19 protein-coding genes are annotated in these 22,691 nt (G+C 36.9%); 16 read left to right on the top strand and 3 right to left on the bottom strand.

What is annotated here, in order from left to right; translation table 11 throughout:
• Window positions 1-58 precede the first annotated feature (58 nt).
• On the bottom strand, window positions 59-1,273 hold the full coding sequence (ylbJ, locus tag D8M04_RS10190) for a sporulation integral membrane protein YlbJ (protein ID WP_121522809.1): 1,215 nt from the start codon (window positions 1,271-1,273) through the stop codon (window positions 59-61).
• 544 nt (window positions 1,274-1,817) lie between these two features.
• Here ylbJ and D8M04_RS10195 point away from each other — a divergent pair.
• On the top strand, window positions 1,818-2,831 hold the full coding sequence (locus D8M04_RS10195) for a SepM family pheromone-processing serine protease (protein WP_121522810.1): 1,014 nt from the start codon (window positions 1,818-1,820) through the stop codon (window positions 2,829-2,831).
• 438 nt (window positions 2,832-3,269) lie between these two features.
• Here D8M04_RS10195 and D8M04_RS10200 read toward each other — a convergent pair whose 3' ends face one another.
• A complete protein-coding gene (locus D8M04_RS10200) occupies window positions 3,270-4,481 on the bottom strand; it encodes a nucleotidyltransferase (protein ID WP_121522811.1) in 1,212 nt (403 codons plus the stop codon).
• Window positions 4,482-4,699: 218 nt separating this feature from the next.
• Between D8M04_RS10200 and D8M04_RS10205 the strand changes: the two genes are divergently transcribed.
• From D8M04_RS10205 to D8M04_RS10215, 3 genes are all read left to right on the top strand, one after another.
• Window positions 4,700-5,221, top strand: a complete 522-nt coding sequence (locus tag D8M04_RS10205) for a YceD family protein (protein WP_121522812.1) — start codon at window positions 4,700-4,702, stop codon at window positions 5,219-5,221.
• Window positions 5,222-5,252: 31 nt separating this feature from the next.
• Window positions 5,253-5,426, top strand: coding sequence for a 50S ribosomal protein L32 (gene rpmF / locus D8M04_RS10210; protein WP_085992486.1), 174 nt, complete (start codon window positions 5,253-5,255; stop codon window positions 5,424-5,426).
• 480 nt (window positions 5,427-5,906) lie between these two features.
• The gene (locus tag D8M04_RS10215) at window positions 5,907-6,389 is read left to right on the top strand and encodes an RsfA family transcriptional regulator (protein ID WP_121522813.1); all 483 of its coding nucleotides are present in this window, start codon (window positions 5,907-5,909) and stop codon (window positions 6,387-6,389) included.
• A 321-nt stretch (window positions 6,390-6,710) separates the two neighbouring features.
• Here the strand turns inward: D8M04_RS10215 and D8M04_RS10220 are convergent, their stop codons facing one another.
• Window positions 6,711-7,187 (bottom strand): N-acetyltransferase, encoded by a 477-nt coding sequence (locus D8M04_RS10220; RefSeq protein WP_121522814.1) that lies wholly within the window; start codon window positions 7,185-7,187, stop codon window positions 6,711-6,713.
• 247 nt (window positions 7,188-7,434) lie between these two features.
• Between D8M04_RS10220 and D8M04_RS10225 the strand changes: the two genes are divergently transcribed.
• From D8M04_RS10225 to spoVE, 12 genes are all read left to right on the top strand, one after another.
• Complete coding sequence (locus D8M04_RS10225) at window positions 7,435-7,812, top strand: DUF3397 domain-containing protein (protein ID WP_121522815.1); 378 nt, start codon at window positions 7,435-7,437, stop codon at window positions 7,810-7,812.
• Window positions 7,813-7,906: 94 nt separating this feature from the next.
• Window positions 7,907-9,526, top strand: a complete 1,620-nt coding sequence (gene bshC, locus D8M04_RS10230; RefSeq protein WP_246001176.1) for a bacillithiol biosynthesis cysteine-adding enzyme BshC — start codon at window positions 7,907-7,909, stop codon at window positions 9,524-9,526.
• A gap of 300 nt (window positions 9,527-9,826) precedes the next feature.
• Complete coding sequence (gene mraZ, locus D8M04_RS10235) at window positions 9,827-10,258, top strand: division/cell wall cluster transcriptional repressor MraZ (protein ID WP_121522816.1); 432 nt, start codon at window positions 9,827-9,829, stop codon at window positions 10,256-10,258.
• A 36-nt stretch (window positions 10,259-10,294) separates the two neighbouring features.
• On the top strand, window positions 10,295-11,272 hold the full coding sequence (rsmH, locus tag D8M04_RS10240; RefSeq protein WP_187695436.1) for a 16S rRNA (cytosine(1402)-N(4))-methyltransferase RsmH: 978 nt from the start codon (window positions 10,295-10,297) through the stop codon (window positions 11,270-11,272).
• Window positions 11,272-11,649, top strand: a complete 378-nt coding sequence (gene ftsL / locus D8M04_RS10245; RefSeq protein WP_121522818.1) for a cell division protein FtsL — start codon at window positions 11,272-11,274, stop codon at window positions 11,647-11,649. The genes rsmH and ftsL overlap by 1 nt, the downstream gene beginning before the upstream one ends.
• A 16-nt stretch (window positions 11,650-11,665) precedes the next feature.
• The gene (locus D8M04_RS10250) at window positions 11,666-13,885 is read left to right on the top strand and encodes a penicillin-binding protein (protein ID WP_121522819.1); all 2,220 of its coding nucleotides are present in this window, start codon (window positions 11,666-11,668) and stop codon (window positions 13,883-13,885) included.
• Between the two features lie 89 nt (window positions 13,886-13,974).
• Window positions 13,975-15,918, top strand: coding sequence for a stage V sporulation protein D (locus D8M04_RS10255; RefSeq protein WP_121522820.1), 1,944 nt, complete (start codon window positions 13,975-13,977; stop codon window positions 15,916-15,918).
• A gap of 290 nt (window positions 15,919-16,208) precedes the next feature.
• On the top strand, window positions 16,209-17,678 hold the full coding sequence (locus D8M04_RS10260) for a UDP-N-acetylmuramoyl-L-alanyl-D-glutamate--2,6-diaminopimelate ligase (protein WP_121522821.1): 1,470 nt from the start codon (window positions 16,209-16,211) through the stop codon (window positions 17,676-17,678).
• A gap of 5 nt (window positions 17,679-17,683) precedes the next feature.
• Window positions 17,684-19,042 (top strand): UDP-N-acetylmuramoyl-tripeptide--D-alanyl-D-alanine ligase, encoded by a 1,359-nt coding sequence (locus D8M04_RS10265; RefSeq protein WP_121522822.1) that lies wholly within the window; start codon window positions 17,684-17,686, stop codon window positions 19,040-19,042.
• Between the two features lie 40 nt (window positions 19,043-19,082).
• A complete protein-coding gene (mraY, locus tag D8M04_RS10270) occupies window positions 19,083-20,069 on the top strand; it encodes a phospho-N-acetylmuramoyl-pentapeptide-transferase (protein ID WP_121522823.1) in 987 nt (328 codons plus the stop codon).
• Window positions 20,066-21,415, top strand: a complete 1,350-nt coding sequence (murD, locus tag D8M04_RS10275) for a UDP-N-acetylmuramoyl-L-alanine--D-glutamate ligase (RefSeq protein WP_121522824.1) — start codon at window positions 20,066-20,068, stop codon at window positions 21,413-21,415. The genes mraY and murD overlap by 4 nt, the downstream gene beginning before the upstream one ends.
• 146 nt (window positions 21,416-21,561) lie before the next feature.
• Window positions 21,562-22,632, top strand: coding sequence for a stage V sporulation protein E (gene spoVE / locus D8M04_RS10280; protein WP_121523141.1), 1,071 nt, complete (start codon window positions 21,562-21,564; stop codon window positions 22,630-22,632).
• Window positions 22,633-22,691 lie beyond the last annotated feature (59 nt).

Raw genomic sequence — 22,691 nt, forward strand, 5'->3', positions numbered from 1 at the left:
TTACATATCAATTGCACAGATTGTTTTTTGAACGCTCACTTATTAAAAATGGCGGGGTCTATTTGACTCCGCCATTTTTAACGTTTCTCCGAAGTAGTATGATAATAGCTACCATTAATGCGAGGAGGGTAATGATCGGCCCGATATCTTGCAGTTTCTCCATTAATCCCATCCATTCAACATCTATTGGCTGATAAACTGGTATATCTTTTAACTCAAAGGTTTGCTTATTTAGATAAAGAGGTTGGAAGAGAATAATGGTTAATATACTAGCAATTGTCCCATGCAATAATCGTGAAATAAAGTATGGCAGAAATCGAATATCTGTTTTTGCTAATATACTAGCTACTTGTGCTTGGACAGAAAATCCATTGAAACCTAGTATAAAGCTTACAAATATTGCTTGTTGCAATAATGGACTAGAGGTGATTTGGGAAATCATATTTGCACCTATTGTGATTTCAAATAGACCTGAGATGAATGGAAGTGCAAATGACTCAGGTAGTGAAATAATGGAAAAAATGAAAGCAAATATAGAAGAAATCATAGACGACACACCAACTAAAAATAGCAATTTAATGATAACGGAGAACAAAACGATGAATCCACCAATCATAACGAGTGTTTTGATGGAATTTATAACAGCATCACCTAAAATCTCTCCTACTGGCCTATTAGCCTTTATTCTAGCCTCATGCATTTCCCAAAAAGCTTGCTTAACTGAAAACCTTCTTGCATGCTTCTTATAAGTAGTTTCATATTGACGCCCATGGAACCGCATGCATATCCCTACCATTGCATTTCCTAAATAATGAGAAGTAGCTAGCAGAATACCTAATTTAGCATCATGAAAAAAGCCAGCTGAAATTGCCCCAAAGATAAATAAAGGGCTTGAATTGTTTGTAAATGAAACAAGTCTTTCAGCTTCTACTTGAGTTAACTGTTTCTCTTCTCGTAGCCGTGCTGCTATCTTAGCTCCTGTAGGATAGCCACTAACCATTCCCATGATCATACCAAAACTTCCTACTCCAGGAACGTTAAACAATGGTCGCATAACAGGCTCAAATAATCTTCCTATAAACTTTACAACACCAAAAGCAATGAGTAGCTCGGAAATGATAAAAAAGGGTAATAAAGATGGAAATACTACTTCCCACCACAAATTTAAGCCTCGGATACTTGCTTCCAAGGTTTGATCTGGAAATTTGATTAGGCAGAATGTGATAAATACAGTCGCACTTGAAAATAGAATAGTATGAATAATTGGTTTCAAGTAGTTTCCCCCTAGTTAGTGTGCTGCTTATAGCTGCCAAAGGATAATCTGTGTGTTATTGCAGGTATACTGACCGACCACAGGAAACGAAGGTATTAAGGTGCAGTGCCTGCAGTTAATTAGCATCAATTTGCCAAGAAGTAAGACGAATATGCATGGTAAACCCCGCTCAAGTAATTCTAGGAAAGTCAAGAATCATAAAAGGGCGTTCGCTAAATCATAAGCCCGATTTCTTTATCTGACAAACGGTTGGGTAGGGAGAGTTAAAACTGCCACCCCTAATATCTTCGTTTCTTAATATGACCTTCTCTCTGTTGAATGAAAATTCACTTTTTACCTATTGAAGATGGCCGTTGCTCTGTACATCTGCATTTGTTAGTAGTAGAATATTTCTATCCGCGACCATGATTAGGAGATTCAATTGTACAAGTCTTTATCAATATACGCTCATACATACCTTATTTATGCCATACACTTTTGATAAAAGTATTAATAAGCAACTGCTATCTTACTAGAAGAGCGGGAAGGAGATTAGAATTACAGGATGAATTTTACAAAAAGAAACGTCATTTATCTATTCGTTGTTATCGTGTTGGCGTATTTTTTAGCGTCATATCAACTTCCTTATTATATTCAACGCCCTGGCGGGGCAGATGAACTTAACCCCATTGTAAATGTGGAAAATGGTTTCGAAAGTAAAGGGGACATGCACCTTGTAACGGTAAGTGGTTTACAGGCAACTCCGATCCAATATGCACTTGCAAAAATCCTTCCTCATAGTGAAATTCTCCCTTTAGAAGCGGTATTTCCAGAAGGAATTTCACAGGATGAGTATATGGAAGCTCAACTACAGGTGATGGAAAGTTCACAAGAAGCGGCAACAGTTGTAGCTTATAGTGCTGCTGACGCAAATATAACGATAGAGTACAATGGAGTATATGTTGTCAGCGTTGTTCAGGGATTACCTGCTGAAGGAAAACTGGAAACTGGTGATCGAATTATAGGAATAGATGGGTTGGAAATAGAGGAAGCAAATGACTTAATAAATTATGTGGATGACAAACAGGAAGGAGACTCGATTACATTAACCTATGTTAGGGATGGGGAGTCACATACAACAGATATTACTTTAGAGCTTATTGACGATTCTATCAATAAAGCAGGGATTGGCATAAGCTTGGTTACGGACCGTCATGTTACAGTTAGCCCTGAAATAGAATTTTCCAGCGGAAGTATTGGAGGGCCTAGTGCAGGCTTAATGTTTTCATTGGAAATCTATGATCAATTAACAGAGAAAGATTTAACGAATGGACTTGAAATTGCTGGTACTGGTGAAATTGATTATGATGGCAATGTCCATCGTATTGGAGGTATTGATAAAAAAATAGTAGCAGCAGATAGAAAAGGCATCGATATTTTCTTTGCTCCAAATGAAAATGGGAGAAAAGACTCCAATTACGAGGAAGCCAAGCGGAAAGCTGAAGAAATTAATACGGATATGGTTATCATACCTGTAGATACTTTTGAGGACGCATTAAACTATTTGGAACAATTATAGGAACAAAGGCGCAAGCGCCCTTACAGGCTAAAAACGCGACGTCCTGTCGCAACGCCTGGGACTGCGATTACTAGTCCCATCGAAAAGATTTGCCAGGTGATGTGACGTTCTTAATCGAACTTCTCCTACCGCAATGAGATAAAGGAAACATGCCCCTTTATGGGGTATACCGACGTTGGCGAAGCCGATTTTAGTCGGCACTTCCTTTATCTGGACATAGGAAGTTCGACTATGTCGAACTGTCATCGTAGTGGAGGAGTGTGAAGTTTGGGACTGGGCGTGCTCCTCCCACCAAAAGATCGCTTAGCTTTAGCGCTGGAGCCGGACGTGGCTTTTCGTATGATAAGAATTATCTACAGGTCGTTCACTTTATAATTTCCTAAAATATAAGTAAAGACATAGACTCGCTAATAAGAGCTGATTCTATGTCTTTTCCTTTTATAATATAATAGGTGAACGCAATTCTTGTTTGAATAGCTTTATTCGATTAGTTGGCTTGAGTATGCTGTAATATGCATTAGTAGCTTTCTCCTCAAGCTTCAATACAGGAGAATTGCTTTTATTAAATTTATCGATAAGTGGAACATTTATATTTTTTTTAACCTGATTTAAGTATGCTTGTCCCTTTTCCGTAAAACCTAATACACGTACATATGGTACATTTGGTTTCGCCAGCCATTCTTCTATGTCTTCTTTTCTTGTGTTGGTTAAAAGATGGACAAACATTCGTTGAATCCTTGTCCAAGTGTAGCGCTTTGTCTTTATTAACCGAACCCATTCTTCAAAAGAATGGGCATCTTTTGCGGTCTTCTTAATTCTGTATTCTAATCCCTCTACAACACCATGTATAGCTTTTACCTCATCTTCGGACATAGTCAGTATTCTATATTGCAAATAAGGGAAGTAGCTTTCCCAATGATGCCAAGTAGATGCATGATGGTAGTATTGTTCTAACTGTTCAATGGTTACAGCGGGAATAGTTTGTGCGATTTTATTAGTTATTTTTCCCTCATGAAAAAGCTCGTTTCTTATACTTGTTGCACTTGCGATCGGATTCGAAATCGCTATATCGTGGAAGTTATTCTTTGTACGCTCAATGGTTAATGGCTGGATAGATAACTTATTATCATAGATAGCTTTCACGTAACTAAATCCTAGTATATTATTTGGCTTATTCAAATTTAATGCTAGGTCATCTAATCCGATTTCTCTATAAGCTTGTTTGCTAGCCTCCGGAAAGGATAATCCAGCGCTTAATTTAACTTTAAGTATTCTATTATATTCAATTCTGTGCTTTGTAATTTCGTTCTGAGCCTTAATGAATCTGGAAATATCTCCGGATTCACTACCAAAGCAGATGCTTGAAACTCCAATTTCATTCAGAGTTAAGACTGCCCCCTTTGCGAAGTGATCACTATTCTGAACGGAGTATATATAGGGGAGTTCAAGTACAATATCAACACCTGAAGCAAGTGCGGCTTTGGTGCGATGGTATTTATCTATAATAGCTGGTTCTCCTCGCTGCAAAAAAGAGCCACTCATTACTGCAATCATGCAGTCTGCATTGGAAGCGAGTCTGGCTTGATTAATATGGTATAAATGACCAAGATGAAAAGGGTTATACTCGACAATTAAGCCACATGCATTCATAGGCTCAACTCCTAATTTAATTTAATAACTATTGTATCAAAAATCAGTAATAGTAGCACGTAACTGTACATAGCTGAAAGGTAATAAGGAAATATGTTAAAATGATTAGGAATCGTTTATGAATGAAGTGAAAGGGGATAATATTAGGTGTAAAGAAAACATATTGACAAATATCTATTTTTCTTTTACAATAACTCTTGTTGCCTTGAGGTGAAAAAATGAAATTTACATTGGGCCAAATTAGAAAACACGCTAATAATGAACCATACACATTTGATGATTATGTGGATGTTTCCGAACTGAAAACGATGAATAACGATATACGTGACATTAAGCCTGTTCAGGTTTCTGGACATTGTACTTTTAGAGGAAATCAGATTGTCTTTTCTTTCCAGATTAAAGGTGAAATGATACTACCTTGTGCACGTACATTAGTGGATGTACCCTATCCTTTTCAGATAAAAGCGAATGAGGTATTTACCACATCATCTTACTTCGATGAAGAAGAGGAAGATGAAATTCATCCGATTGATGGTGAAGTCATCGATCTAACTCCATACATAAAGGAAAACATTCTTTTAGAAAAGCCTTATCGAGTATTTTCTGAGGAAGCAAAAGAGCAAGGTCCTGAAGATGGAGAAGGATGGAAATTTCTTTCTGAGGAAGAGGAGAAAAGTAAGGTGGATCCACGTCTTCAAAAATTGGAATCATTACTTGATAAAAAGAAGAAAGACAATTAATTGTTGCTTTCATTTGAAGGAGGTGTAAGTCATGGCAGTACCTAAAAGAAGAACGTCTAAAAAAGTGAAAAACCAACGTCGTACTCATAAAAAATTACACGTACCTGGCATGGTAGAATGCTCAAATTGTGGAGAATTAGCTAAACCACATCACGTTTGCAAATCTTGCGGACATTATGATGGTAAAGAAGTTGTCAACAACTAATCAAACGTGTAACAAACAGGTCACATCTATGTGGTCTGTTTTTTTATTACATATAGATAAATGAATATTTAATTAATTGCGATGCATTTATCGTAGGTTAACTACCTGTAAGCTCCTTAACAAGAATTCAAGTAGAATATAAGAATTGTAAGTGGGGTAGTATGGAGAAAGAAATTAAATATGCTGTGCTAAATTCACCAGATTTACGAAGATGAATGGAAGTTACAAGAAATACTGAAACCCTATTTAAATAAAAGCTATGATTAAATGCGACTATTAAAAAAGCAATATATGGATAAATTACAGTTAGAAATGCTATTAGAAAGAATGAAAGTGAAGTAAAAAACTCTGCATCTTTATGGGATTCTCCAAGTCATAAGCAAGCAGTCCGGAAATTTTTAAAGCGTAAATAAGTAAACTGTTATTCTAGCACTCCTATTTAAAGCATACATTGATAGCAAAGATATTAGGAGGGGTGTTATGAACGAAACACGTCAAGATGCTTGGACTAAAGATGAAGATGTTATTTTGGCTGAAACCGTTCTTCGCTATATTAGAGAAGGTAAAACGCAACTAGAAGCATTTAAAGAAGTAGCAGTTGAGCTGTCACGTACCCCAGCTGCTTGTGGTTTCCGCTGGAATGCTACAATACGAAAACAATACCAGGAAGCTATCCAGCTTGCCAAAGAGGAAAGGAAGCAAGGCTCGAGAAAAGATGTTTGGAAACTTGTTAAAACGGGTTATGAAGAAAAGGATACGATCGAATCTGCAATCGTCTTATTAGAAAAAATGAAAGCGAAGTTTCAATATGAGAATAGTTTGACAAAGGAAGAGCACGATGCAATAGTCCATGTACTGAAGGAAGAAAATAAGAAACTTAAGGAAGAATTGAAACGCTACGACCATGCGTGGGAAGAAATGGGGAAGTTATGGGGATGGGTCAAGTCTACTAGAATAGATTGAAAGGGAAAGACATGAATGATAGTTTGGCATTCATGTCTTTTGTGTTTTCTCAGTATAAGTATTTTAGGTTTTATAAAGCTCTGCTTTCTCTTTTAATTGGCTGTCGGAAACACTTGTCCTGTATCATAATAAGCATTTTTGCTAGGAAAGATTGCGTATGGATGGTTTGTTAGTCGTAAGAGGTGAAAAAAATACAAGATTAATAAGTGAAGGACTAAGGCAAGTCAAATGCCCGATTCGCTTAAGGGACGCATACTCATATCCTTGTGTACTAACACTTAGTAGGGGATGGAGAACTCTCTCCATCAGTGAGGTTCCCCTTTATTTTATGATTTCTTTTTCCTGTACTCCCTCTGGTAACCAAATTAATGGATTCTCACCTAAGTCTCTTTCCATTTCATAATGAGCTTTCTGAAATCCCATCTTCTCCCAAAAACCATGAGAATTAATACGTGGATTGGTTTTTATCGGCAAACGAAATTCCTTTGCAAACTCAACTAATCTTTTACCATAGCCTCTTCCTTGGTAATCAGGCAAGACTTCTAATTTCCAGAGAGTAAGATAATCCTGTTGCGGTTCAAAATAATAATCATATTTTTTATTAATCTCATATAAACTCATTCTAGCTATTAAATTGTTACCATAATAAATGCCATAAAAAGGAGACTCACTGTTATTTTCTACAATCTTATTCTGTAAATCTTCCAGCATGGACAATTCTTGATGTCCGTATTCTTTAAAGCGTTTAAACATTTCTAAGGTCTTATAATTGATTAATAGCCTTTCTACTTTAATCATGTTATACCTCCCCATTGGTGTTTAATTAATACTCTATACACAAATAGAAGGAAACAGTATATTATTAATAGAAACGATTTCCTTACTCTATTATAATATAAAAATGGAAATTTTTAAACAAAAGTGAATATAACGGAATTCCAAAGGTTCTGTAATATATACATTTTGAAAGTAAATGTTTAGACACTGTTCACTCAAAATTTGAATCCGCAATACATAAAGATGATATGATGGGAAGAGAGAAGTTATGTTTGATTTTATTGTTTATATTACCGCTTTTTTTATAACGGTACCGGTTGTGGCAACAATGACTGTCTATATTATTTCGCGGAAAATATATCGTACGAGTAGAAGAGCGGTTCATTCTGCTGTCAACTGGACAACCATCTTGTATATCTTAGCGGTCGCTATTGAATGTATGATTATATTTGGAAAAAGCTTCCTAAGCTTTATGTTATTATTCTTTCTGCTTGTATCTGCCTTAATTATTACTGCCGGGTGGAAGTGGAAGATGGAGGTTCAATTAAGAAAAACCTTAAAAATAGCATGGAGAATGCATTTTCTGCTGTATTTTTTTCTTTACTTTGTGCTGTTATTGATAGGGGTTGTACAGCATATTGTATAATCAATCTACCATCATAAACAGATAACATGAAATATAGCAGAAATTTAGGTACAATACTAACTGGTAAATGAGAAATGGATAAAGGAGCATGAATATGATGCGAATTGACCCTGTAAGGTTAACGAATCAAAGTAAGTTAATAAGTGATTATCGAAGTAATAATAAAGATATAAAGGATTTTTTTGACTACCTACCTTTTGATGGTTTTGAAGAAAGGGTCAATGATTTATATAAGCAATCATTTCAACGAACTGAATTAGCCGATGTGTTGTATCAAATAAATAAAGAGTGGAGTGCTCCTGCTTCAACCTTGGAAAACATCAACCGACTAAAAGAGAGTAATAGTGTAGTTGTAGTGGGCGGGCAACAAGCTGGATTGTTAACTGGTCCTCTCTATACCATTAACAAAGTGATATCTATCATTCAGTTGTCTAAACAACAGGAGGAAGAACTGAATATTCCTGTCATACCTGTTTTCTGGATTGCTGGTGAGGATCATGATTTTGATGAAATCAACCATATATATTTGCGTAACTCTAATGAAATGAAAAAATGGAAAGTGTCACAGCAAAATGAACAAAAGAGTTCTGTTTCCCATATAGAAATGGATAAAGAGGAAGTGAAGAACTGGTTAAACAGGATATTCATCGAACTTCAAGAAACAGCATATACGAAAGAATTACATGAAGTAACAGAGGCTTGTTTGAGTCAATCCAATACATATACAGAATTTTTTGCTCGTTTAATATTTAGATTATTTGATGAATACGGACTGGTATTAGTGGACTCAGCTCATCCGCTTATAAGGAATTTAGAATCATCCTTCTTTTTGCAGATGATTGAAAATCAGCAAAAAATTACAAATGAGGTACGATCGACATTAAAGCGATTGGGTGAAAAATCGTATACAGTACCTTTAGATGTAGAGGAAAATGCGGCGAATTTGTTTTATCATAAGGGGCAGGAACGAATACTGCTTATGAGAGATGAGAATGGTGACTGGGTCGGAAAACAACAAGAGGTTAAATTTACTACTGAGGAAATCATTCAAATCGCCAAAGATCACCCAGAACAACTAAGTAATAATGTTGTTACACGCCCTCTTATGCAAGAATTAATCTTTCCAACTTTAGCATTTATTGGTGGGCCGGGTGAGATTAGTTATTGGGCTGGCTTGAAAACTGCTTTTCATACTCTTGGAGTAAAGATGCCTCCTGTTGTTCCTAGGTTATCCTTCACATTTTTAGATAGTACTACTAATAAAGGATTGGAAAAATATAAGATAACAGTAGACGAAGCAATAAACGAAGGGTTGAATGAATTCAAAGAAGAGTGGATTAAAAGTAAAAGCAATCCACCAATTGAAGACTTAGCTGCCGATTTGAAAAAAGCAATTGAGAAAGCTCATGCTCCTCTACGCAAAGTAGCTAGTGATATACGTTCGGATATTAGAGATTTGAGTGAAAAGAATTTAACCTATTTAATGCGAGATGTGGAATTTCTAGAAAAAAGGATGAACAAGGCGGTTGAAGAAAAATATGCAAAAGAATTAAATGACCTAAAAGGCATACAGCTTGCTTTACGACCTGCTGGTTTACAGGAGAGAATATGGAATCCTCTTCCACTCATCAATCAATATGGGGTAGCATTTGTTCATCAAACGATACATGCACCATGTTCATTTATGGAGGATCACTATGTGGTTCATATTTAAAATATTCCTTAGCTGGAAGTAAGCCCCTTCGAGAAGTAGAGAAGAATAAAAGAAAGTAAACGCCCGATTCGTTAAACTTCATTCAGTGAGGAGGAAGAAATGCCCCCCACTGAATGAAGTTTAACTTTTCCCACCACTTTCCACCACCTGAAGTAGGAGAGCTGTCAATCGTTGGATTGGCGGCTTTTTTTGTGTTTAAAATATGGACTTAATCTCATTAGAAAAATTTTTTTGTTATTCAGGTGGTGAATTGTGGGGGGATGTGGTAATATAAAATCATGAAAGTGGGGCGCATAATCGATGTTCATGGGGGAATTCAATCACAATATTGATACGAAGGGCAGAATGATTGTTCCATCGAAGTTCCGCGAAGAACTTGGAGAATCTTTTGTTGTCACCCGTGGATTAGATAAATGCTTGTTTGCGTATCCAATGGAAGAATGGAAAGTATTGGAAGGAAAGATGAAAAAGCTCCCACTAACAAAAAAGGATGCTAGAGCATTTACACGTTTTTTCTTTTCTGGAGCAGTAGAATGCGAAGTGGACAAGCAGGGAAGAATAAATATACCACAAGCGCTTAGAACCTATGCTAATTTAGAAAAGGAATGTGTAGTCATTGGTGTATCCGATCGTATTGAAATTTGGGCAAATGAGAGCTGGCAAACATATGTTGATGAATCTGAAGAATCATTTGCTGAAATAGCTGAGAATCTAATGGATTTTGATATCTAATGGTTCGCTCTAGAATAATAAAAGTGGGTGTCTATCATGTTTGAACATTACAGTGTATTAAAAGAAGAAACAATTGAAGGACTTCATATTAAGCCGAATGGTACGTACATAGATTGTACTTTAGGGGCTGGCGGCCACTCAGAGGAGATTGTTTCCAGATTAGGTAACGACGGTTTGTTAATTGCGTTTGATCAAGATCTAGATGCATTAGAAGCTGCTAAAGAAAGATTGTCCTCATATGACAAGGAGATTCTCTTTATCCATTCTAATTTTAGAAATTTAGAGAAAAAACTTGCGGAACACAATATAAAGAAAGTGGATGGGATTGTGTTTGATCTAGGTGTCTCTTCCCCGCAGTTAGATAGAGGGGAAAGGGGTTTTAGTTATCATCAAGAGGCAAAGCTGGATATGAGAATGGATCAAACAAGCGATCTAACTGCATTTGAAATTGTAAATACCTGGTCATACAATCAACTGGTTTCTATCTTTTTTAAATATGGAGAAGAAAAATTCTCGAAGCAAATTGCAAGGAATATTGAAAAGTACAGAGAGACGAAGGAAATACTTACAACTCAAGAATTAGTAGAAATTATAAAAGAAGCTATTCCTGCCCCTGCTAGAAGAAAAGGGGGACACCCCGCAAAGCGCATCTTTCAAGCAATTCGAATAGCCGTTAATGATGAACTAGAAGCTTTCAATGATGCACTACATCAGGCAGGTAGGGTTGTTGATGTGGATGGAAGAATAGCAGTAATCACGTTTCATTCGCTTGAAGATCGAATTTGTAAGCAAGCATTTAAAAAATGGAGTACTAATAAAGAAACACCAAAGAATCTACCGATAATTCCTGAAGGGTTCGAAGCTCCGTTTCATCTGGTAACAAGAAAGCCGATAGTTGCAGGGAATGAAGAACTAGAAGAAAACCGCCGTTCCCGTTCAGCTAAATTACGAATTGTAGAAAAGGTTAAACCGTGGAATGAAGAATTTATATATCAAGAAGGGTGGAATAAATGATGAGTGCAGATTATGCTCGCAACTGGCAGCAATTAAATCCAAAACAATCTCCAAAAAAGGAACAGCAGCATGCGGTTAAAAAATCGCGAAAAACTGGATGGATTACTAAGGGAGAAAAAGTAATTTATTCATTCACATTCGCTGCTATGATCGTTGCAGGCATATTTATCGTGTCATATTCCTCCTTAAATGACTCTTTAAACCGAGAACTGCAATCATTGGAGGAAAATGTTAAAACACAGGTTGTAGTGAATGAAGGTCTTATCTTTGAGAAAAAGGAATTAAGTCGTCCTGAACGAATCATCGAAATTGCAAAGCAAAACGGGCTGAAAATACAACAGGCAGAAGTGAAACAAGCACAAACTTTTAACAACTAGTTCAGGAGTGGTCATTATGAGGAAAAACAAAAACACCCACTTTATGGCGGGTGTTCTCATTATTCTTTTCTCTGTCCTCTTCGTCATTCTTGCAGGCCGATTTATGTATATTCAAGCAACAGGAGAAGTGCAAGGAGTATCATTAGAGGAATTCGCTGACCAAAAACGTACTGCTGCGTATTCTTTAGAATCAGAAAGAGGAAAAATCTACGATAATAATGGAATGACTTTAGCGTACGACATGCCCGTCTATCGTATTTATGCAATAGTCGACGAGGCATATTCTGAAGGACTTGATGAACCTAAGCATGTAGTAGATCCGAACGCTACTGCTGAAGCATTAGCCCCGTATCTTGGATTGGAAGCGAATGAAATACAAGATAAACTTGAAAGTGGAATTGCTGAGGGGAGATTCCAAGTTGAATTTGGAAATGCGGGAAAAGATCTATCGAAACAAACCCGGGATGAAATCCTCGAATTGAATCTTCCAGGAATTAATTTTGAAGAAGACTCCTTAAGATATTACCCAAATGCAATGTTTGCTTCTCAAATCATTGGCTTTGCTCAAGAGACAGAAACAGAGGTAGAAGGAGAAATAGTCAGGGAAATTAACGGCATAGCTGGAATTGAAAAAGAAATGAATGAGATTCTTAAAGGTCAGAACGGCTATATTTCCTATCAACGAGATAAGTATAATAACCGACTGCTAGATCCCAATGAAGTGGTAAGAGAGCCACAGGACGGGGATGATGTTTATTTAACTATTGATCAAAAGATCCAAACGCTAGTAGAAGATGTTCTTACTCAGGTACAAAAGGAATATAATCCTAAGCGATTGACTGCAGTCGTAATGAACCCCAAAACAGGTGAGGTATTAGCGATGGGGAATCGACCAAGCTATAACCCGAATAATCCTGAAAACGTAGAGAATTGGTATAATGATGTCATTTCTAGTCCTTTTGAATTAGGTTCCACTGTCAAAATGATTACCTGGGCAGCAGCTATAGAAGAAGGGGTATATAATGGTAACGAAAAATACCAGTCCGGAACTTACCAAGCAAACGAAGCTATTAATCCCGTTCGTGACTATAATAGCGGACGCGGTTTTGGTGTCATCTCTTACGATGAGGGATTTGCTAGATCTTCTAATGTTGCGTCGGCCAAGCTTGTCTGGGAAAAATTAGGAACAGAGAAATTCCTTGAGTATTTACAAGCATTTGACTTAGATAAAAAAACAGGTATTGATCTGCCTGGAGAAGTAGCAGGACAGATATTATACAATTGGCCTTTAGAAAAAATTACGACCTCATTTGGTCAAGGTTCTACTTTTACGCCTATTCAGTTAGTAAAGGCTGCTACTGCAGTAGCAAATGACGGTAAGATGGTAAAGCCATATGTAATTGATAAGATAGTAGATTCTTCTACTGGGAAAGTCATAGAAGAAAATAAACCAGAAGAAGTAGGTCAACCAATATCTAAAGAAACTGCTGATCATATGTTAAAACTGCTAGATTCAGTGGTTAATAGTGAGGTAGGTTCTGGTAAGAAGTTCAAACTAGAAGATTATACTGCTGGCGGGAAATCTGGTACAGCTGAAATCCCAAATCCTAATGGGGGTGGATACCTTACAGGAAGAGAGAATTATGTTTTCTCATTTTTGGGTATGGCTCCGATTGAAGATCCACAACTAATTATGTATGTAGCAGTTAAACAGCCAGAATTAGAAAGTAGTCAAGTAGGTTCGGATCCAGTCTCATTTATATTTAAGAATGTAATGGAGAATAGCTTGCATTATTTAAATATTAATCCTGATAAAGAGCCTAAAGAGGAAACCAATTTGTTAAAAGTACCTGAATTGATCGGTAAGAATGCAATATCTACTCAGGAAGAGTTAATAAAGAATGGTGCAAAAGTAACCTTAATAGGAAATGGGGAGAAGATTACAGCATCTAATATTCAAGCAGGTGAAGAAATTCTATCTCAAGAGAGAATTATATTGATTACTGATAAGCCTTCTATGCCGAATATATTAGGTTGGTCGATGAGAGAGGTCATGCAATTAGCCGATCTAATGAATCTGCAAATTGAAACGTTTGGTAATGGATATGTCACTACACAAAGTGTACAAGAAGGTGCGAATCTTCAAGAAGGGGATTATTTAGGGGTGGAACTACAGCCGCCGAATTCGAACGATCAAGATACTGAAACCGAAGAAGGAACGGAACAAGAATCTTGAGCAATTTCCCTTCTATAAGAAGCAGTGTTCTATTCTTTTTCTTAACAACATATAGTTGATACAAGCCTACCTATGAAAAGGGGATGAAAATGAAGCGTGTATCAGCTGTAACTGTTAGAAAACGAATCGTCACTGTTTTTCTTTTTGCAATCCTTATCTTCGTAATTATTGATATACGATTAGGATATGTCCAATTTTTCTTAGGGGATAAATTGGTTGGACAAGCTACTGATTTATGGACTAGGGATATTGTTTTTGAGCCAGAACGTGGCCTGATTTTGGATGCAAATGGGGAGGCACTTGCTGAAAATGTAACTGCTCCATCTATTGTTGTCGTTCCAAGACAAATTACAAACCCAGATGAAACTGCAGAGAAATTAGCAAAAGTGTTAGAAATGTCCGTTGAAGAAATGAAGGGAATTATTACACAAAGTAAATCCAGTGTGAATATTAGGCCAGAAGGAATTAAAATATCCCCATATCAAGAATCTGCTATCCGGACTTTAAATATGGAAGGAGTTTATCTATCTAAAGACTCAAGAAGACATTATCCATTTGGAGATGACCTTTCCCATGTTCTAGGCTTTGCTGGGATAGATAATCAGGGGTTGATGGGACTAGAGCTATTCTATGACGATATGTTAAGTGGGGAAAAAGGGAGCTTGTCCTTTTATTCGGATGCAAAGGGGAGAAGATTGGAAACCCTAGCAGATGTCTATTATCCCCCAAAAGATGGACTTCATTTAAAAACCACCATTGATTCAAAGGTGCAAACGATTATCGAGAGAGAATTAGATTTGGCTGCCTCAAAATATAATCCCGATTCTGCTTTGGCGATTGCTGTCAACCCCAAAACCGGTGGTATCCTGGGGATGTCTTCCAGACCTAATTTTAATCCAGAAAATTATCAAGAAGTAGATCAATCTGTCTTTAATCGTAATTTACCTATATGGAGTACGTATGAACCGGGTTCAACATTTAAAATCATTACCCTCGCTGCTGCGCTAGAGGAAGATATGGTGGATTTGCGAGAGGATGAATTTCATGACGGTGGTTCAATTAAGGTAGAGGGTGCTACCATTCATTGCTGGAAAAGTGGTGGGCATGGGCATCAAACCTATTTGGAAGTCGTGCAAAACTCATGCAACCCAGGTTTTGTTAATTTAGGTCAGAAGCTTGGAACTGAAAAATTATTTTCATATATCGATGCATTTGGTTTTGGAGAGCAAACAGGGATTGACCTTCAGGGAGAAGCAAGTGGGATTCTTTTTCGCCCAGAGAATGTAGGTCCAGTTGAATTAGCAACTACCGCCTTTGGTCAAGGCGTTTCTGTTACGCCTATTCAACAAGTAATGGCGGTATCAGCAGCAGTTAATGGTGGATATCTGTATGAACCATATATAGCTGAAGAGTGGCTTGATCCACAAACAGAACAGATAGTGGAGAAAAGGGAGCCAAAGCTAAAAGAAAGAGTCATCTCTGAATCCACATCTAAGGAAGTTCGTTATGCTTTAGAAAGCGTGGTTGCACAAGGGTCAGGTAGATCAGCTTATGTTGAAGGGTACCGAGTTGGCGGAAAAACAGGAACAGCCCAAAAAGTAGGGCCGCATGGAGGCTATCTTGAAAATAATTATGTAGTATCCTTTATAGGGTTCGCTCCTGCAGATGATCCAGAAATTGTTGTTTATGTTGCTGTAGACAATCCAAAAAATACCATCCAATTTGGTGGAGTAGTTGCAGCGCCAATAGTTGGTGCGATTATCGGTGATAGTTTAAGAGCAATGGAAGTCGAGCCAAGAGAGGGCGGAATGGATAAAGAATACCAATGGCCAGAACAACCAGCCGTAGAAATTCCTGATTTAATAGGGAAAACAACGAGTGAGTTAAACGAAATGTTAATCAATCTATCCGTTGAGACAAGTGGTTCAGGAGAATATATTATTGACCAAGCTCCATCTGCCGGCACAAAGCTAGAACAAGGCTCTACAGTAAGAATTTATTTGGGAGATGATATCAGTAATGACACAGAATGATTTTCTGATATAATGAATGGGGCATAAACCGGTTCAATATTCCCAACTTGTGATACTCCAAGTAGATGAATTTATAAGGTTTTTACTGGGGTAATGTTTTTCGAATTTGTACAATATCATACCCTGTTAGTGTAAGTCAGCAGATAATGACGAAACCTCCATACAGGGTACTTCTAATAAGTTGGCCAGTCAGTAATTGGAGATAACTATATTTGAAGACTGCCGGATAGTATCCAAAAATGGGCCACTTACATAATATGTTAAACATCAAGGCATAAAGGATGTTTAACATGAAAATACAAGAACTATTAAAAAGCATTCCATTCCATCAAACAACTGCACTACTTAGTGATACAGTTGTAACTGGAATTGAAGTGGATTCTCGTCTAGTAAGAGATGGCAACATATTTGTATGCATTGAAGGATTTACTACAGACGGACATAATTATATACAAGACGCCGAATTAAATGGGGCAGCAGCTATTATTTCGCAGAAGAAAGTAACAGCAAACATACCAGTTATTATTGTAAATGATACGAATAGAGCGCTTGCTATGCTGGCTTCCAAGTTTTATCAATATCCAAGCAACGAAGTTACCCTAATCGGAGTAACGGGAACAAATGGTAAAACAACGGTTACTTATTTACTGGAAAGGATATTTCAGATAGCGAAGAAAAAGACTGGGGTTATTGGTACGATTCAAATGAAGATAGGAGAGGACACTTATCCTGTTGAGAATACTACCCCCAATGCACTTGAGTTACAAAAGTCTTTAAGGAAAATGGTTGATGAAAAGGTGGAACATGTTTTAATGGAAGTCTCGTCCCATGCTTTAGATTTGGGAAGAGTTTATGGGACTGACTATGACATAGCCGTCTTTACTAATTTATCACAGGATCATTTAGATTATCATTCTACATTAGAAGATTATTTGCAGGCAAAAAGTCTGTTGTTCAGTCAGTTGGGAAATAGCTATAATAAAGGAAAGCCTCGATATGCAATTGTAAATCAAGATGATAAAGCAACAACCCTATTAAAGAAAGTAACTGCACAGCCAGTTTTAACCTATGGTTGTAAGAATAAAGCAGATGTGGAAGCAAAGAATATTCATATTGGTGCCAGCGGAACATCTTTTCTTTTAGTGACACCAATTGGGGATATTGATATAAACAGCAAATTAAGAGGCATGTTTAATGTTTATAATATGTTAGCTGCTGCAGCGTGCGCGATTGCTTCCAACATATCCTTATCTAATATAAAATTAGCTTTGGAGAGTATGGAGGGTGTAAGTGGCAGGTTTGAGGTAGTTGAAGAAGAGCTTCCTTATACGGTGATTGTAGATTACGCACATACACCGGATTCTTTAGAGAATGTCCTTCAAACTATTAAAGAATTTAGTGAGAATAAAATTTATGTAGTAGTTGGCTGTGGAGGAGACCGTGACCGTACAAAGCGACCACTAATGGCAAATATTGCTGTGAGCTATGCAGATTATGCCTTTTTTACATCAGATAACCCACGAACTGAGGAACCTTATCGGATTCTTGAGGAAATGGTAGATGGATTAAAAAAGCAAACTGCATATGAAGTTATACTTGATAGAAAAGAGGCAATATATAAAGCAATTCATCAAGCAGAGCAAGGAGACGTCGTCCTTATTGCTGGTAAGGGACATGAAACATATCAGCAAATCGGTTTGACGAAACATTATTTCGATGACAGAGAAGTTGCAAAGCAAGCAATAAAATCAAGGGAGTAATAAATATGCTATTTACTACAGAAGAATTATCAAAGTTTTTTACGAACTTTAAAGGCCCGGTTAGTAATGAAGTTAAAATAGAAGAAGTGAATACAGACAGCAGAATTAAGGTGGAAGAATCTATATTTGTCCCTATTGTAGGAGAGAATTTTGACGGACATCAATTTGCTGAGCAGGCAATACGTAACGGAGCAGTCGCAGTACTCTGGGATAAATCAAGAGAATTACCGGCATCGGTACCTGAGCAGACTGTTTTTTATTTTGTGGATGATACAACTGAGGGGCTGCAGCAGCTTGCCTCTCATTTTCGCGATTCTATTAATCCGATTGTAATCGGGATTACGGGCTCAAATGGGAAAACAACGACGAAAGATTTAGTTGCATCGATGGTTAAAACAAAGTATGTAACACATCATACAATCGGAAATTTCAACAACCAAATTGGTTTACCCTTGACTATCCTCGCAATGAAACGAGACACAGAAGTATTAGTATTGGAGATGGGGATGAGTAATTTTGGAGAGATTGAGTTACTTTCAAGAATCGCAAAGCCGGATTACGCTATCATTACCAATATTGGGGAATCTCATATAGAATTTTTGGGTTCTAGAGAAGGCATTGCTAAAGCAAAACTTGAAATAAGAAGTGGCTTGAAAGAAGGTGGGCTTTTAATTATTGATGGAGATGAAGAGCTGCTTAGGACCCATCACAATGAAGCAAATGTAGTAACTTGTGGTTTTGGGACTTTTAATGACGTCATTATCCAGGACGTTTCTATCTCGTCAAAAGGAACCGCGTTTCGTATAAACGACGAAGAGTATACCATCCCACTTCTCGGGAAGCATCATTCCAAAAATGCGGCATATGCGATAATACTCGGTAGAAAATTAAATGTAGATCTTGAAAATAGAAAAAAAGCGCTCTTGAATGTGGAATTAACGTCTATGCGATTCGAATTATTAAAAGGGAAGAATCAAGTATCTATTATTAATGATGCCTATAATGCCTCTCCAACATCTATGAAAGCGGCGATTGAAGTGGTTAAACAAATGGACGGGTTTAAGGATAGAGTTGTCATTCTCGGAGATGTGCTGGAATTAGGTGAACATGCAGAACGGTTACATCGCTCTGTAGCAGATGTAATTACTGCACCAGTTTCAGCGGTGTTTACGCTTGGCGAATATACCCACGTGATCTCAGAGATAATAAGTAAGACAAATCACTCTATCCTTGCTAAGCATTTTCATTCCAGGGAAGAGTTAGTAGATGCACTTAAACCGTATCTAAGAGAAGATTGTTTATTATTATTTAAAGCATCAAGAGGATTAAAATTTGAATCCATCATAAATAAAATCTTACAATAGTATTTTTTATACATGACGGTAGAGTACGAGGAGGGAAAGAATGAATTCAACAATTATCCTAATAACTATTGCAATTTCATTTTTAATAACTGTCCTGATATCTCCAGTCTTTATTCCTTTATTAAGAAGGCTGAAATTTGGACAAAGTATCAGAGAAGAAGGTCCGAAATCACATATTAGTAAAACCGGTACCCCAACGATGGGAGGTATTATGATTGTTCTAAGCATCGTCATTACTTCCTTAATTATGGGATTTAAAGTATTGGGCCAGAATATTGGTTATGAGTTCTGGCTGCTAATATTTGTCTTGCTTGGCTATGGGCTATTAGGCTTCTTAGATGACTTTATAAAAGTAGCAATGAAGCGTAATTTAGGCTTAACTTCAGGTCAGAAGATGTTAGGGCAAATTGTCATTGCACTTATCTTTTACTTTATTTTAAGAGCAGAAGGATTTTCTACATATATTCAAATTCCAGGTACAGACCTGCAATTTGATTTTGGATGGTTCTATGCAATTTTAATTCTAATTATGTTAGTAGGCTCCTCTAATGCTGTAAATTTAACGGATGGACTTGATGGTTTGCTTGCTGGTACAGCAGCTATTGCTTTTGGTGCCTATGCTATTATTTCTCTCTATATTGGAAATCATACAGAAGTTGCAATATTCTCATTAGGAGTCGTTGGTGCGCTTCTTGGATTCCTAGTCTTTAATGCACATCCTGCGAAGGTATTTATGGGGGATACAGGTTCATTGGCATTAGGAGGAGCAATTGCTGCCACTGCTATCCTGACAAAAACAGAAATTTTACTTGTTATTATTGGCGGGGTTTTTGTTATTGAAACATTATCCGTTATTATTCAGGTTATATCCTTTAAAACAACCGGTAAAAGAGTGTTTAAAATGAGTCCGTTACATCATCATTATGAATTAGTCGGATGGTCAGAATGGAGAGTAGTGACTACATTTTGGTTGGTTGGACTTTTATTTGCAGCACTTGGAATCTATATTGAGGTGGGCTTATCTTGAAAACACTAAATAATTTTCCGTATCATAGTGCACTGGTATTAGGCTTAGCTAAAAGCGGATCTGCTGCTGCAAAGGCATTATTACAAAACGGAATATATGTACGAGTTAATGATATGAAAGCAAATAAAGAAGATGAGGTCGTTCAGGAGCTTATCAAGATGGGGGCTGAGGCTGTTGTTGGCTCTCATCCTCTTGAAGTTTTAAATGGGATGGATCTCCTGGTTAAGAATCCAGGTATTCCCTATGATAATCCTATTGTTAAAGAAGCAATGAAAAGGAATATTCCAATCATAACGGAGATTGAGTTAGCTTATCGTCTAACAGAAAGCCCAATTGTCGGTATTACTGGTTCAAACGGAAAGACAACAACAACTACCCTTATTTCAGACATTTTAAATGAGGATGGGCAAGGAGTTAAGGTTGCAGGTAATATAGGAATTGTAGCAACAGAAATAGCGCAGAATCTACAGGAAAATGAAACTCTTGTATTAGAATTATCGTCTTTCCAGTTACAAGGAATTATCGATTTTAGACCTAAAATTGCAGTGTTACTAAATATATTTGAAGCGCATCTTGATTATCATAAAACCCTTGAAAATTACATTATGTCTAAATGTAATATATTCTCTAACCAGAAGGAAACTGATTATTTGGTTTACAATGCGGATGACCCTATATTAGAGCGTGAAGTTAAGAATGCAAAAGCTATCTTAGTTCCGTTCTCTGTGTCTAAAAAGGTAGAGAACGGTGCTTATGTGGAAGGAAACACGGTTTATTTTAAGGGCGAGAAAATAATGGACCGCGACAAGATTGTTCTAGTAGGAGAACATAATTTAGAGAATGTCTTAGCAGCAATTGCTGCTGCAAAATTACAAGGCGTGGATAATAGCAGTATTCAGCAAGTATTAACTACGTTTACTGGTGTTAAGCATAGGCTTCAATTTGTTACAAATATGAATGGGCGTCAATTCTATAATGATTCTAAAGCAACGAATGTTCTTGCTACACAGAAGGCACTTTCCTCTTTTGAAAAACCAGTTATTTTATTGGCTGGTGGTTTAGATCGGGGAAATGAGTTTAATGAACTTGAACCCTATTTAAATCATGTAAAAGCAATGGTACTGTTTGGGGAAACAAAGGAAAAATTGAAAGCATTAGGCCAAAAATTGGAAATTCCTTCTATTAATATAGTAGAAAATGTAGAAGAAGCAGTAGAAAAGGCTTATCAAGTTTCTGATGAAGGAGATGTTATCTTACTGTCCCCCGCTTGTGCCAGCTGGGATCAGTATCGGACATTCGAAGAAAGAGGTGACATGTTTGTCCAAGCCGTGCATAGACTAATGTAGTAGGGGCTTGTAAACATGTGATAGTTCAAAATGCTTGGGAAATATCTGAACGATCTTTAAAATATTTTGCCCCTATCTATCTTGTTGGATAAAGGGGTGTTTTTTTGTTTAAGAAACGCTTAAATGACCAGAGTAAACCTGATTATATGTTATTAATCGTCATTATCGCCTTATTAACAATCGGAGTAGTGATGGTATACAGTTCCTCCTATATATGGGCAGAGTATAAATTTAATGATGCCTTTTATTTCCTAAAGAGACAATTATTATTTGCTGGTGCTGGTGTGGTCTCTATGTTAATTGTTATGTTTATTCCCTATAGTACTTGGAAAAGATACTCGAAGTTGATCTTAATCACTTGTTTTATATTACTAATTATTGTTCTCATACCAGGTATCGGCTTAGTTAGAGGGGGAGCACAAAGCTGGATTGGAGTAGGTGCCTTTAGTATTCAGCCTTCTGAATTTATGAAACTAGGGCTTATTATCTTTTTAGCTAGCATTCTATCAAGTAAACAAAAATATATTACCTCCTTCAGAAAAGGGTTTGTTCCTTCTTTGTTACTTGTTTTTACGGCGTTTGGATTAATTATGTTACAACCAGATTTAGGTACAGGTATGGTACTCGTGTTATCTTGTATGGTTATGATATTTGTTTGTGGAGCCAGATTATCTCATTTTATTGGACTAGCCTTATTAGGCGTTCTTGGCTTAGTTGGTTTAATTGCTTCTGCCCCGTACCGGATTGATAGAATTACAGCTTTTTTAAACCCTTGGGAAGACCCACTGGGTGATGGCTTCCAAATTATTCAATCTCTTTACGCAATTGGGCCAGGTGGTTTAATGGGACTAGGTCTAGGGAAAAGCTTACAGAAATATTTTTATTTACCAGAGCCACAAAATGACTTTATTTTTGCAATTGTAGCGGAAGAATTGGGATTTATTGGAGGTTCCCTTGTATTATTTTTATTTTTGTTATTATTATGGAGAGGAATTAAAATATCGCTGGAAGCACCTGATTTATTCGGAAGATTACTTGGCTTAGGCATCGTTTCAATGCTTGCTATTCAAGCGATGATCAATATAAGTGTAGTTATTGGATTAATTCCTGTTACAGGCATTACCTTGCCATTCTTAAGTTATGGGGGATCATCATTAACTTTAACTCTTTGTTCAGTGGGTATATTATTAAACATTAGTATCTATTCAAAAATGTAGGATTATGAATTGGAAAAAACTGTTGTGAATTTTTATGAAAAATCTTGTTAAACAAATGA

This window comes from Oceanobacillus piezotolerans (assembly GCF_003665065.1).
Classification (GTDB): Bacteria; Bacillota; Bacilli; order Bacillales; family Amphibacillaceae; genus Oceanobacillus; species Oceanobacillus piezotolerans.

Coding starts and splice junctions, on each gene's coding strand:
- ftsL (WP_121522818.1), top strand. CDS start 11,272: ATGAGTGCAGATTATGCTCGCAACTGGCAGCAATTAAATCCAAAACAA.
- bshC (WP_246001176.1), top strand. CDS start 7,907: ATGATGCGAATTGACCCTGTAAGGTTAACGAATCAAAGTAAGTTAATA.
- spoVE (WP_121523141.1), top strand. CDS start 21,562: ATGTTATTAATCGTCATTATCGCCTTATTAACAATCGGAGTAGTGATG.
- mraZ (WP_121522816.1), top strand. CDS start 9,827: ATGTTCATGGGGGAATTCAATCACAATATTGATACGAAGGGCAGAATG.
- D8M04_RS10215 (WP_121522813.1), top strand. CDS start 5,907: ATGAACGAAACACGTCAAGATGCTTGGACTAAAGATGAAGATGTTATT.
- D8M04_RS10200 (WP_121522811.1), bottom strand. CDS start 4,481: ATGAATGCATGTGGCTTAATTGTCGAGTATAACCCTTTTCATCTTGGT.
- D8M04_RS10205 (WP_121522812.1), top strand. CDS start 4,700: ATGAAATTTACATTGGGCCAAATTAGAAAACACGCTAATAATGAACCA.
- D8M04_RS10250 (WP_121522819.1), top strand. CDS start 11,666: ATGAGGAAAAACAAAAACACCCACTTTATGGCGGGTGTTCTCATTATT.
- rpmF (WP_085992486.1), top strand. CDS start 5,253: ATGGCAGTACCTAAAAGAAGAACGTCTAAAAAAGTGAAAAACCAACGT.
- D8M04_RS10260 (WP_121522821.1), top strand. CDS start 16,209: ATGAAAATACAAGAACTATTAAAAAGCATTCCATTCCATCAAACAACT.
- D8M04_RS10265 (WP_121522822.1), top strand. CDS start 17,684: ATGCTATTTACTACAGAAGAATTATCAAAGTTTTTTACGAACTTTAAA.
- D8M04_RS10220 (WP_121522814.1), bottom strand. CDS start 7,187: ATGATTAAAGTAGAAAGGCTATTAATCAATTATAAGACCTTAGAAATG.
- rsmH (WP_187695436.1), top strand. CDS start 10,295: ATGTTTGAACATTACAGTGTATTAAAAGAAGAAACAATTGAAGGACTT.
- D8M04_RS10255 (WP_121522820.1), top strand. CDS start 13,975: ATGAAGCGTGTATCAGCTGTAACTGTTAGAAAACGAATCGTCACTGTT.
- mraY (WP_121522823.1), top strand. CDS start 19,083: ATGAATTCAACAATTATCCTAATAACTATTGCAATTTCATTTTTAATA.
- D8M04_RS10195 (WP_121522810.1), top strand. CDS start 1,818: ATGAATTTTACAAAAAGAAACGTCATTTATCTATTCGTTGTTATCGTG.
- D8M04_RS10225 (WP_121522815.1), top strand. CDS start 7,435: ATGTTTGATTTTATTGTTTATATTACCGCTTTTTTTATAACGGTACCG.